Source organism: Acinetobacter sp. LipI_23 (genome assembly GCF_058243045.1).
Genome location: NZ_JBZAYJ010000001.1, coordinates 2,832,322 through 2,844,384 on the forward strand (window position 1 = coordinate 2,832,322; position 12,063 = coordinate 2,844,384).

At 41.4% G+C, this 12,063-nt stretch carries 10 protein-coding genes and 4 tRNA genes; 4 read left to right on the top strand and 10 right to left on the bottom strand.

What is annotated here, in order from left to right:
• Positions 1 to 274: 274 nt before the first annotated feature.
• From yfiR to yfiB, 3 genes are read left to right on the top strand one after another with little or no spacing between them, the layout of a single operon-like run.
• The gene (gene yfiR / locus AC4CVD_RS13940; RefSeq protein ID WP_151836092.1) at positions 275 to 775 is read left to right on the top strand and encodes a regulatory sequestration protein YfiR; all 501 of its coding nucleotides are present in this window, start codon (positions 275 to 277) and stop codon (positions 773 to 775) included.
• Positions 776 to 779: 4 nt separating this feature from the next.
• The gene (gene dgcN, locus AC4CVD_RS13945; protein ID WP_490753326.1) at positions 780 to 2,018 is read left to right on the top strand and encodes a diguanylate cyclase DgcN/YfiN; all 1,239 of its coding nucleotides are present in this window, start codon (positions 780 to 782) and stop codon (positions 2,016 to 2,018) included.
• A complete protein-coding gene (gene yfiB / locus AC4CVD_RS13950; RefSeq protein ID WP_490753327.1) occupies positions 2,012 to 2,491 on the top strand; it encodes an outer membrane lipoprotein YfiB in 480 nt (159 codons plus the stop codon). Before dgcN ends, yfiB begins: the two co-directional genes overlap by 7 nt.
• Before the next feature lie 115 nt (positions 2,492 to 2,606).
• Here the strand turns inward: yfiB and AC4CVD_RS13955 are convergent.
• The 10 genes from AC4CVD_RS13955 to AC4CVD_RS14000 all read right to left on the bottom strand — a co-directional run bounded on the left by AC4CVD_RS13955 (position 2,607) and on the right by AC4CVD_RS14000 (position 11,044).
• A tRNA-Pro gene (locus tag AC4CVD_RS13955) sits at positions 2,607 to 2,683 on the bottom strand.
• 18 nt (positions 2,684 to 2,701) lie between these two features.
• Positions 2,702 to 2,777 (bottom strand) — tRNA-His (locus AC4CVD_RS13960).
• Positions 2,778 to 2,812: 35 nt separating this feature from the next.
• A tRNA-Arg gene (locus AC4CVD_RS13965) sits at positions 2,813 to 2,889 on the bottom strand.
• Between the two features lie 46 nt (positions 2,890 to 2,935).
• A tRNA-Pro gene (locus AC4CVD_RS13970) sits at positions 2,936 to 3,012 on the bottom strand.
• 153 nt (positions 3,013 to 3,165) lie between these two features.
• On the bottom strand, positions 3,166 to 4,233 hold the full coding sequence (gene nadA, locus AC4CVD_RS13975) for a quinolinate synthase NadA (protein WP_333642426.1): 1,068 nt from the start codon (positions 4,231 to 4,233) through the stop codon (positions 3,166 to 3,168).
• Positions 4,234 to 4,378: 145 nt separating this feature from the next.
• A complete protein-coding gene (gene argJ / locus AC4CVD_RS13980; protein WP_490753328.1) occupies positions 4,379 to 5,599 on the bottom strand; it encodes a bifunctional glutamate N-acetyltransferase/amino-acid acetyltransferase ArgJ in 1,221 nt (406 codons plus the stop codon).
• A 157-nt stretch (positions 5,600 to 5,756) separates the two neighbouring features.
• Positions 5,757 to 6,104 (bottom strand): hypothetical protein, encoded by a 348-nt coding sequence (locus tag AC4CVD_RS13985; RefSeq protein WP_004983653.1) that lies wholly within the window; start codon positions 6,102 to 6,104, stop codon positions 5,757 to 5,759.
• A 192-nt stretch (positions 6,105 to 6,296) separates the two neighbouring features.
• Positions 6,297 to 9,020, bottom strand: a complete 2,724-nt coding sequence (secA, locus tag AC4CVD_RS13990) for a preprotein translocase subunit SecA (protein WP_490753329.1) — start codon at positions 9,018 to 9,020, stop codon at positions 6,297 to 6,299.
• Between the two features lie 215 nt (positions 9,021 to 9,235).
• A complete protein-coding gene (locus AC4CVD_RS13995) occupies positions 9,236 to 9,661 on the bottom strand; it encodes a hypothetical protein (RefSeq protein ID WP_490753330.1) in 426 nt (141 codons plus the stop codon).
• Between the two features lie 292 nt (positions 9,662 to 9,953).
• A protein-coding gene (locus AC4CVD_RS14000; protein WP_100607965.1) for an IS4-like element ISAba1 family transposase occupies positions 9,954 to 11,044 on the bottom strand; the annotation gives its coding sequence in 2 pieces (ribosomal slippage) (positions 9,954 to 10,504 and positions 10,504 to 11,044; 1,092 coding nt in all).
• A 162-nt stretch (positions 11,045 to 11,206) separates the two neighbouring features.
• On the opposite strand from AC4CVD_RS14000, the gene AC4CVD_RS14005 reads away from it, so the two are divergent.
• Positions 11,207 to 11,848: a peroxiredoxin gene (locus AC4CVD_RS14005; protein WP_490753331.1), complete on the top strand. Its 642-nt coding sequence runs from the start codon at positions 11,207 to 11,209 to the stop codon at positions 11,846 to 11,848.
• Positions 11,849 to 12,063 lie beyond the last annotated feature (215 nt).

Here is a 12,063-nt window from a genome sequence, read left to right on the forward strand (position 1 = left end):
TTTGTTAATTATTTTTAAACTTATTCAAGACTTCCAGATTCTACCGCTTGGGCTAAATCCTTGTTTCTCAACAAGTTTTAATCAACATCACCGCCGATGGATGTGCATTCTACAGTATTTCACACCCCTTGCAACACCTTTTTCTATTATTTTATTTCAAGCGCATATTTTTTGGTCAAAAATGTGATTTTTGTCGATTATTAAAGCAATTTTAACCATCACTGTTTATTTTTCGTTAAAATAAGCTCACTTTCGCTGCCAAGCAAAATGAATAATGACAGCTTTTAAATACAAAATTTATTTAACCCTCTTGTCCTGCTTAATGATTTCTCAGGTGCAGGCACAACCACAACTAAATCTCCCGGCAACCACATTGACGATTTTGAGCTATGTACGTTGGAATACTCCCAATCCCATTTCTTTATGCATTTTAAATAACAACCAATTATCCAATCAGTTCATTCAAGTCAATCAGCAACTCAAGAGCGCATATCAAATTCAAGCGGTCAGTTTGTCTGAATTGAATCAGGTTATGTGCAATGCTGTTTTTTTCTCAACCTACACACCACGTGAAGAGCAAAATATTATAAATAACCTAAAAGATGCTCCTCTGACGTTCAGCTCCAACAATACCGAATGCGAATTAGGTAGCGCATTTTGCTTATATCAAAACAAAACGCGAACTTCCTTTAAGGTAAACTTGGCCAGCCTGTCCCAATCTCAAGCACGTGTAGATCCACGTGTTTTATTATTAGCAAAATCTACGGAGCCTTAAGTCAATGTTTCGTAAAAGCTCTAATACTTCCCTACAAAAAATTTTTAGTCAGTCTCAATTGCTGATTTTTGCTCTTACTCTTGGAGTTTGTAGTTTAATTTTCGTGGTGATTTCCATCTACACCATGAATACCTATGCCAAACAAAGCCTTAATATTTTTAGCGCAACCTTAAGTGAGCAAATTCAACCTGCTGTCATTTTCAATGATCCTATTACACTACAGCAAACACTGAACAATCATATTCAGCAATATCCAATTCGCGCTATTCAAGTCATCAACCTGCAAGGGAAACCACTGGCCGAAGCATACAAACCGACACCTGAATTTGCATGGATGGAAAATCTGTTTGATAAGGTCTTCTTTAAACACCCTGTGACACGCACCATCAAACATCAAAACAACCAGTACGGGACATTGATTATTTACGGTAGTGCCACTCAACTCATGAGCTTTTTCTTTCAGCTCTTGATTTGTCTCTCCGCTGGGATTTTTGTCATCCTGTTGATTATGTTGTGGTTGGTACATTCAACATATCAAAAACTAATGCACTCAATTCAACCCATGGTCAATACCGTTGAAAGCCTTAATCTTGATACTCAATATCAAGCACGTCTTCCATCATCGCCTATTTATGAATTTCGCGTCATCAGTGGTGCATTTAATAATTTATTAGATAAGGTGCAGCGCACCAATGAAAAACTACAAAGCGAAAACTCTCAGTTATCACATCAAGCATTGCATGATCAGTTAACCGAACTCCCGAATCGTCATTATTTTTACAATATTTTGTTCAATCAATTTGAGCACCCAGAGAAAAACCAGACCGCTCTTTTTTTTATCGATAACAATAACTTTAAAAACATTAATGATGTGTATGGGCACTTAGCAGGTGATGCAGTGCTCAAAGAAATGGCTCAACGCTTAAAAAAGAATGTCAGAAGCCACGATGTGGTAGCGCGCTTAGGTGGTGATGAGTTTGCAATTCTGCTCCGTAATATCAAACACTATGATCACCTAGAACTGATTTGTGAGCATTTAATCGAATGCAGTAAAGCACCGTTATCTTTTGATCAACATCAGATTCATTTTAGTTTCAGTATTGGCGTTGCTTTCTCAAAATGTGCAACAACACCTGAAGATTTGATTGCTGAAGCAGACAATGCCATGTATAAAGCCAAAAACTTAGCTCAAGGGTGGTATATCACACCTTGCCTAAATCCTGATCAGGAACCCTCATGTTAAAACATCTTTGTAAATTTATGCTTATCGCAGGTCTTATCACTGCTTTATCTGGCTGTCTCAGTTTAGGGCACCTCAACTATAAACAAGCGCGAATGCTGAAGAAACAAGGCTTTACCTTGACCGAAGAAGGCTGGACGCTGAGACTGCCTGAAAAATTATTGTTCGGCTTTGACCAATCCGATATTCAAGCCTCTCAAAAACCCGCACTCGAAGCACTTTCCAAACAATTGCAGCAGTATAATTTGAATAAAATTAAAGTGGTTGGACATACAGATAATATTGGTGCCCCAAGCTACAACCAAACACTCTCCGAGAAACGCGCATCAACAGTTAGCCAAATTTTTACCGAAACTGGGTTTAAAACTCAAAATATTCAGAGCATGGGGCGCGGTGCATCACAACCTCTGGTAGAAAATAGCAGCGAGGAAAATCGAGCGCTGAATCGTCGTGTGAATATTATTATTATTCCATAAACATTTATGTTTTATCTTTAGCCTTCGTCACGAAGGCTTTTTTATGTACTTTACTAAATTTCAGGCATAAAAAAACCGCTTAACGCGGTATCTTTATCTCGACCATTTTAATAAATGGTCGGAGCAGTAGGATTCGAACCTACGACCCCCTGGTCCCAAACCAGGTGCACTACCAGGCTGTGCTATGCTCCGATTTCAACTTTTTAAAGTTGGGGTGAATGACGGGATTCGAACCCGCGACAACTGGAATCACAATCCAGGGCTCTACCAACTGAGCTACATCCACCATAACGTGTCGGTTCTTAATACCAAGCTACCTAATGGCGCGCCTGACAGGATTCGAACCTGTGACCATCCGCTTAGAAGGCGGATGCTCTATCCAACTGAGCTACAGGCGCATGACCAATAATACGAGGTATTATGGATAACCTTGCCTTGAAGAATTGGTCGGAGCAGTAGGATTCGAACCTACGACCCCCTGGTCCCAAACCAGGTGCACTACCAGGCTGTGCTATGCTCCGATTCATCTCAGCTTTTGTATCGAACATCTCGTTCGGTACGGTGTGCATTCTAGGCGTGACGCTTGATAACGTCAACACCTATATTTAAAAAAAATAAAAAAATCACATCAAATGTATATTAATCAAGCGTTTCAGGCATTTTTTATACAAATTTTAACGTTTTAGCGATGCACTAAAATCCAACATGCGATCTAAAGGTAATTTTGCACGCTCAGCAAGTGCTGGGTCTACAAATATTTCCTGATCGCCACGCTGTAAGACCTCTAAAATACCATCCAGCTCATTCATTGCCATCCATGGGCAGTGTGCACAAGAACGACAAGTTGCACCCTCTCCAGCTGTCGGTGCTTCAACTAAAATTTTGTTGGGTACCGCTTGTTGCATTTTGTAGAAAATACCCCGATCGGTTGCCACAATCAGTCGTTCATTGGGTAAGGTTTGCGCAGCTTTAATCAGCTGCGACGTACTTCCAACAGCATCAGCAACATCTACCACCGACTCAGGTGACTCAGGATGTACCAGCACCGCAGCATCAGGATAAAGCGCTTTCATTTGCGCGATGCCACGTGCACGGAATTCTTCATGCACAATACAAGCACCATCCCAAAGCAACATGTCTGCGCCTGTTTTCTTTTGGATATAACGGCCTAAATGCTGATCGGGCGCCCAAATAATCTTTTCACCTAAACTGTCTAAATGCTCAATAATTTCGACCGCACAACTTGAAGTCACCACCCAATCGGCACGGGCTTTAACAGCTGCTGAAGTGTTGGCATAGACCACTACTGTATGGTCTGGATGGGCATCACAAAACTGACTGAATTCTTCAACAGGACAACCCAAATCTAAAGAACATGTAGCCTCTAAAGTTGGCATCAGAATGGTTTTATTCGGTGATAAAATTTTTGAGGTTTCACCCATAAATTTAACCCCCGCCACCACCAAGGTCGATGCTGGATGATCACGACCAAAACGTGCCATTTCCAATGAATCGGATACACAGCCACCACTTAACTCCGCCAATTCCTGCACTTCAGGATCGCAATAGTAGTGCGCTACCAATACCGCATCGCGCTTTTTCAACTCGGCCAAGATTAAGGCAAATTTTTCTTGCTTCACTTCATCACTGAGCTTTGAGTCTTTGGTTTCACCCAAACGGTCCAAATGCGCCTGCACAATTGATTTTGCGTCATTGGCAATTAAATTGGTCGCATTGTTCATCATTCATTCATCCCTTCATGCTTGTCGGCAAGCAAGTCCCGCACTTAATTTATTGGCCAAATGGCTTCTCGGCTTTTGACCAATCATTCAAAAGTTCTTATGGTAAAAAAGCCTCCAAAGGAGGCTTTTTTAAAACTCGTTAAGATTAAGAGCGATAATCCGCATTAATCTTCACATAGTCATAAGATAAGTCACAGGTATACACTGTGTCTTTCGCTGCCCCGCGTCCTAGATCTACACGAATGGTCATTTCAGCTTGCGACATTACACGAGCACCTTCCGCTTCCGTGTAATCGGCAGCTGCGCCACCATCCTTACAGATTTGCACATCATCTAACCAAACTTGAATTTTTTCAACATCTAAATTTTTAACCCCAGCATAACCAATCGCAGCCAAGATACGTCCCCAGTTCGGATCGGAGGCAAATATCGCGGTTTTAACCAAAGGTGAATGCGCAATACTATAAGCAATATCGCAGCATTCTTGCGTGTCATACCCACCTTCAACAGCAACCGTAATAAACTTGGTTGCGCCTTCACCATCACGCACAATCAGTTGTGCAAGACGCTTCATCATACGCGTGAGTACATCTAGCACTACGGCATAGCGTGCATCTTGGGTTGAGGTGATTTCAACACCACCCGCTTGACCCGTAGCCGCAAAGATACAGGAGTCATTGGTTGAAGTATCACCGTCAATGGTAATTCGGTTAAACGAAACATTGACCGTTTCACTCAACAGTTGCTGAACCAACTCGCGGCTGATAGGTGCATCGGTTGCAACATAGCCCAACATCGTTGCCATGTTGGGACGAATCATGCCTGCACCCTTAGAAATACCCGTCATGGTATACGTGATGCCATCCAATTCGAATTGCTCAGATGCACCTTTTGGTGTGGTGTCTGTGGTCATAATCCCGGTAGCAGCAACATCCCAAGCATCAGCACTCAAACTATTTAATGCAGGCTGTAATCCATTTAACAAACGTTCCAACGGCAATTGCTCACCAATCACCCCTGTTGAAAACGGTAACACTTCCGTTGATTGCACACCAGCAAGTTCAGCCAACTGTGCACAAGTACGTTCAGCATTCAGCATGCCTGTCTTGCCTGTACCTGCATTGGCATTACCAGTGTTAATAATGAGGTAGCGCGGATTCGCCACGTGTAAGTGCGCTTTTGACACATGCACAGGCGCTGCACAGAACGCATTTTGAGTGAAAACACCCGCAACATTCGTTCCTTCAGCAAATTCGAAAATGACAAGATCACGTCGGTTCTGATAGCGCACATAAGCTTCAGCCGTTCCGATTCTTACCCCTTTCACCACGTGCATTTGTGGCATTGATACGTCACCTACTGGCATTTTAAACGTCCAATTCATTTGTTAGAAAAAACACAGCTTATTAGAATTTTCAGAAAAAATCGAGCAGAAGACTTTGTTTGCTTTAACTTTTCAATGCACACTCATTTTTGACATAAAAAAACCAATCCGAAGATTGGTTTTATGCAACAGCATTTGATTAATTTGAAGCAAGCTGTGCTGAGCTAGACAAAAGCGCTTGTTTAGCATTTTCTTGACTTACAGGAGAAAGCGCTGGGTTTGAAGCCACAATACGGTTCACCGTTGCGGCATTTACAGGAGCAATAGCAGCCGTTTGCAGAACCACTGGGCGTTGATTTGGATTGGCAAAGGTATAACGAATACCTGTACGCGGACTTTGTACCGTAATATTGCCATTGGCTTGTGCCGCAGGTGCTGTGGTTGCACCGCGCGCTTGTTGAACTTTAGCTGCGGTAGTGGTATCTGCAAATGCAAAAGTTGGAAGCGCTAAAGCTACAATCATGATTGGTTTTAATACTTTTTTCATTGTCTTTCCACTTTAGAGGTTTAGATGATGAGCAACTAAATAGCATTTAATGCCTAACACTGCAAATGCTATTCACATTATGCAACGCTTTAGCTGTAATCAGAATCGTATTTTGATTTATCTTAACGTCAATTTTTCAGTCATATCAATAAAAAGCAGAACCGAAGTTCTGCTTTTTCACTCATTCACAGTTTAGATTTTACCGTGACACTGTTTGTATTTTAAGCCTGAACCACATGGGCAAGGCGCGTTACGACTCGCAGGTGCAGCAAACTCTTCTACTGGCTCATACTGTGCATCTACTTCTGCGAAGTGGCTTTGATCATCGGCCAACAAACCATCAAAGTCTGCATGCGACAAGTTCAATTGCATCGCTTCAGCTTGAGCTTGCTTTTGAGCTTCCATTTCAGCCAGCTCTTCAGCCGTTGGCACATGTACGCGAGATAAATCAGTCACAACATCCGATTTAATAATCGCCAACATATTTACAAATAAGTTATATGCTTCTTTTTTGTATTCTTGCTCAGGATTTTTCTGTGCATAACCACGCAAGTGAATGCCTTGGCGTAAATAATCCATCGCAGCCAAGTGATCTTTCCAGTGACGATCCAGCGAGTTCAACATGAAGTGACGCTCCAGCATAACTGCTGTTTCAGCACCCATTTGCTCACGGCGGGTACGGTAGCGCTGTACAACTTCATCAGTAATACGCTCAACTAAAGATTCTTCATCTAAACGACGGTCATCTTCCAACCATTGGTTGATTGGCAAATCAATTGCAAGGTCTTCACGTAACGCTTTTTCAAGCCCATCAATATCCCATTGATCATGAATTGACTCAGGTGGAATATAGTTAGAAATCACGCCTTGCATCACATCACGTTGCATCTCTTCGATATAATCTTGCAATGTGCTTTCAGCCAAAACTTCATCACGTTGTGAGTAAATAATTTTACGCTGTTCGTTGTTGACGTCATCGTATTTCAATAAGTTCTTACGAATATCGAAGTTACGTGCTTCAACTTTACGCTGCGCATTTTCAATCGAACGTGACACCATTTTATGCTCAATGGCTTCATCTTCTTGTAAGCCCATCGCACGCATCATGCCCACAACACGATCACCCGCAAAGATACGCATTAAGTCATCTTCAAGTGACAAGTAGAAACGTGACACACCAGGGTCACCCTGACGACCTGCACGACCACGAAGCTGGTTATCAATACGACGTGATTCGTGACGCTCAGAACCAATGATGTGTAAGCCACCAGAACTCAATACCATTTCATGGCTTTGTTCCCATTCAGCTTTTAAGCGCGCTTCATCTTCAGGGGTTGGGTTTTCAATTTTTGCCAGTAAAGCTTTCCAGTTACCACCGAGCAGAATGTCTGTACCACGACCAGCCATGTTGGTTGCAATAGTTACTGCACGCGGTGCACCCGCTTGCGCAATAATATCCGCTTCACGTTCGTGTTGTTTCGCATTTAACACTTCGTGCTGAATGCCAGCATCACGCAATTTATCAGAAAGAATCTCAGAAGCTTCAATGGTTGCTGTACCAATCAAAATTGGGGCTACACCAGACTCATGTACGCGTTGAATTTCTTGAATAATCGCGTTGTATTTACCATTACGATTTAAATAGATTAAATCGTTTTGGTCGAGACGAACCATTGGACGGTGCGTCGGAATAATGACCACATCTAGACCATAAATTTCTTTCATTTCCGCTGCTTCAGTATCGGCAGTACCGGTCATACCAGAAAGCTTTTTGTATAGACGGAAATAGTTCTGGAAGGTTGTAGTTGCGAGCGTTTGGTTTTCAGGCTGGATTTCTAAGCCTTCTTTTGCTTCAACTGCTTGGTGTAAACCTTCTGACCAGCGACGACCAGGCATGGTACGCCCTGTGTTTTCATCGACAATAATCACTTCACCATCATTGATGATGTAATGCACATTGCGTTGATACAAGTAATGCGCACGAATGGCAGCAGTAACATGATGAACTAGGTTTAGGTTGGTCGATGAATACAGGCTTTCACCTTCAGCCAACAAGCCCATTTCAATCAGTTCATTTTCAACCGTTTCAAAACCAATTTCTGTCATTTCAACAGAACGTTGCTTTTCATCAATCCAGAAGTGACCACCATCCGCGACTTTTTCTTCTTTCTGCGCATGCAGTTTAGGTGGGATGCTGTTGATTGCAGCATACAGCTGTGAAGAGTCATCACTTTGACCTGAAATAATCAAAGGCGTACGCGCTTCATCAATTAAGATCGAATCGACTTCATCAATGATGGCATAGATCAAACCACGTTGTTTTTTCTCAGCAAGCGAGAACACCATGTTGTCACGTAGATAGTCAAAGCCAAATTCGTTGTTGGTACCGTAGGTAATATCAGCACGATAGGCTTCAGCTTTCTCTGTTGGATCTTGCATGGAATAGATAATACCAATACTTAAACCCAAGAATTCAAAGAGCGGACGGTTTAATTCAGCATCACGCTGTGCCAAGTAGTCATTCACGGTAATGACGTGAACACCTTGAGCACTAATCGCGTTTAAATAACACGCCAAGGTACCCATCAGGGTTTTACCTTCACCTGTACGCATCTCTGCAATTTTACCTTCGTGTAAGGTAATACCACCAATCAACTGTACATCATAATGACGCATGCCCATGACACGCTTAGCTGCTTCACGGCAGACGGCAAATGCTTCCGGGAGTAATTTATCGAGGCTTTCGCCTTTGTTATAACGTTGTTTAAATTCTTCAGTTTTTGCAGATAAGTCTGCATCGCCAAGAGCGGATATCGTCGGCTCGAGCGCATTAATCTTGTCTACGATTTTACGCATGCGTTTGAGTTCGCGCTCATTTTTGGTACCGAAGATTCCTCCGATCAGACTTGCCAACATGAATAGACTCTCTAAATCTTGCTTGTCAAATGAATATGTTTTCTTAGTCGTTATTATGGTGCTAGAAATTTGAAGTACAAGGGCTTTACACAAAACCATTTAAAAAATCTATTCATTGTTTCTAGCCCGTCGAATCTAAGGCAAACTAATGTAACAAATTTTAAACAGCCGACATAGAGATTTCATCCGAACTCATCAGGATTCAACAGTCTTTTTTAAAGTAGCGACTTTAATTGTTTGCAGTTATTCAAGGTTTTGCTTTCAAGCGCTTGATTTTCCCGCAGCGAGGCTTTCACCCCGTTGTTGGACTGACTTGGATTCATGCTCTGTAAGAAACCCAAGAGTTGTTCATCATTGACTCGCATTGCGGTAAGAATCGGAACAAGCTGTACGCAGGTAATATTATAGACATTACTCGCATTCGTATTCTGACCTTGAGCTAACTCTCGCTCGAGAGCCTGTGAAAGGGTGGCTTTACGCTGTTTGAGGCTTTTTTGAGACGCTAGATATTGATCTGTAATTTGTTGTGGCGTTTGACGAGCAGTACTGACTTGGGCTTGTTTCAATTGCCCACCATTCTGCGCATAGGTTACTTCCAGTCCCCATAACACTAAAGTCAGGACGATACCTATTTTTTTCATTGTTCTAATACTCAAGTTTTTTATACTTTGTGGAATTGCTTTAAAAAACAACTATAAATCAATCATGAAAAGAATTATAGCCAATCATAAACCGATCCTATGCGCGATCCATTCTATAGAGCGATACACTTCAGAAGCCAAAATAACCTCGTCTAAATACCATTAGTAAACATACAAATAAGCGGCCTCTAGAGCAACGATGAAATCAGGTTTAATTTGATCCGTATACATGACAGCTATCCGGCTAATTATGAATATTTTTTATAAATAAATACTCTGTACACGACAAATTTCACAGAACCCTTATCCTATCAGGATTCTGCCTTCTTAAAATTGCCAAAATTTCCTTAAACTCTTCTTTTTTCCCAAAACCAATTAAACGCTGAATCGCCATTTGAACATAGTCTAAACCATAGCGAAATAAACTCATTGAGAGTCGTCCATGCTTCTTTATTTTTATCGCTTTTTTTTGATCATGTTGCCATTCACCCGTTAAGTAACACCAACAGAAGCTTATAGCTAACACCGCAATCAATTTTTTCACTCGTCTAGGGTCTGTCAAGCGCGTATTTTCAAGATTAAACCCGCGTCCTTTGAGACAACTGAATAAGGTTTCAATTTCCCAGCGTAATGCATAATCCTGAATAGCATTGGCATTAAACTGAGGAGAAACGACGAGTAAAAGCTCTCCATTTTCTAACTGTAGTGCACTTATATATAGTTTCACCCGACCAACCAAAATCCGTCGTTTACGACATTCAATTTGACCAACTTTAAGATGGCGAAATAAATCACTAATTTTATGATTCTTTCCTAAATGATTGGTGACAATGAAGTTTTTTTAACACGAATGCAGAAGTTGATGTCTTGTTCAATTAACCATGTAAACCACTGCTCACCGATAAACTCTCTGTCTGCGAACACATTCACAATACGGTCTTTACCAAAAATGGCTATAAAGCGTTGAATCAAAGCAATGCGCTCTTTCGTATCTGAATTTCCACGTTTATTAAGCAATGTCCAAAGGATAGGTATCGCTATTCCACGATAAACGATTGCGAGCATCAGGATATTAATATTTCGTTTTCCCCATTTCCAATTGGTTCTATCTAAAGTCAGTTGCACTTGGTCGAATGAAAACATATTGAAAATCAACTGAGAAATTTGACGATAATCAAAATACTGACCTGCAAAGAAGCGCTGCATACGTCGATAAAATGATTGTGGTAAGCACTTGATGGGCAAGGCTTTAGATGCAGAAGAAAGATTACATGTTTGCTTTAAAATAATCACAAGCATGATGAGCGCAAAGCACTTTAAATGTGACTTGTTCCATTTTAGAGATTTGTTTAAGATAAGATATAACTCATTGAGATGTATCATAGTATTCGTCGTTAGAAAACAATTATTGTGACATTATTTCAATGAGTTATCTATTTTTGTCGTGTACAGAGAAATAAATAATAAAACACTATTTTTCATGCATAAGAAATTGCGCCATAGTGATGTTCATTCCATAGACATAAAGATAATTTGAGGTTCAACATGAGTTTACGTTTAGGCGACATCGCACCTAATTTCCAACAAGCATCCAGCACAGGCGAAATCGATTTTTATCAATTTTTAGGCGATAGCTGGGGGGTACTTTTTTCACATCCTGCTGACTACACACCAGTATGTACGACCGAGCTTGGCTTTACTGCAAAACTCAAAGATGAATTTGAAAAACGTGGAGTAAAAGCCATTGCCCTCTCGGTCGATGATGTCGAATCGCATCAGGGTTGGATTAAAGACATCAATGAAACCCAAAATACCACGGTGAACTTCCCGATCATTGCCGACCAAGACCGTAAAGTGTCTGAGCTATATGGTTTTATCCATCCCAATGCCAGTGAGACATTAACGGTTCGTTCTTTAGTGATTATCGACCCAAACAAAAAAGTCCGTTTGATTATCACTTACCCTGCATCAACAGGTCGTAATTTCCATGAAATCTTACGCGTGATTGACTCACTGCAGCTGACCGATCATCACAAAGTTGCAACTCCTGCGAACTGGCAACAAGGTGAAGATGTGGTGATTGTGCCATCACTCAAAGATGAAGCTGAAATCGCACAGCGCTTTCCGAAAGGCTATAAGGCTGTCACCCCGTATTTGCGCCTGACTCCACAGCCTGAGCAAGGATAAAGTATTCTGCTGTGGCAGCAGACAAGTGAAGCCTGAAGTTTTGACCGAGCAGTCCCATTGAAAACAAAAAATGGGGGCACCAAACTCAAGGCAACCCAAAAGAGGAACCTAAACAATAAAAATACGTTCAGAGTCACCTTGTATGATCGTTTCAAACTCCAATGACGAGCCGGGTTTGAACTTTTGAAAGCCTGTCAATCGACAGGCTTTTTCCC

Bases quoted from the DNA above. Each gene is read 5' to 3' on its own strand.
- yfiR (WP_151836092.1), top strand. From the start codon at position 275: ATGACAGCTTTTAAATACAAAATTTATTTAACCCTCTTGTCCTGCTTA.
- dgcN (WP_490753326.1), top strand. From the start codon at position 780: ATGTTTCGTAAAAGCTCTAATACTTCCCTACAAAAAATTTTTAGTCAG.
- yfiB (WP_490753327.1), top strand. From the start codon at position 2,012: ATGTTAAAACATCTTTGTAAATTTATGCTTATCGCAGGTCTTATCACT.
- nadA (WP_333642426.1), bottom strand. From the start codon at position 4,233: ATGAACAATGCGACCAATTTAATTGCCAATGACGCAAAATCAATTGTG.
- argJ (WP_490753328.1), bottom strand. From the start codon at position 5,599: ATGCCAGTAGGTGACGTATCAATGCCACAAATGCACGTGGTGAAAGGG.
- AC4CVD_RS13985 (WP_004983653.1), bottom strand. From the start codon at position 6,104: ATGAAAAAAGTATTAAAACCAATCATGATTGTAGCTTTAGCGCTTCCA.
- secA (WP_490753329.1), bottom strand. From the start codon at position 9,020: ATGTTGGCAAGTCTGATCGGAGGAATCTTCGGTACCAAAAATGAGCGC.
- AC4CVD_RS13995 (WP_490753330.1), bottom strand. From the start codon at position 9,661: ATGAAAAAAATAGGTATCGTCCTGACTTTAGTGTTATGGGGACTGGAA.
- AC4CVD_RS14005 (WP_490753331.1), top strand. From the start codon at position 11,207: ATGAGTTTACGTTTAGGCGACATCGCACCTAATTTCCAACAAGCATCC.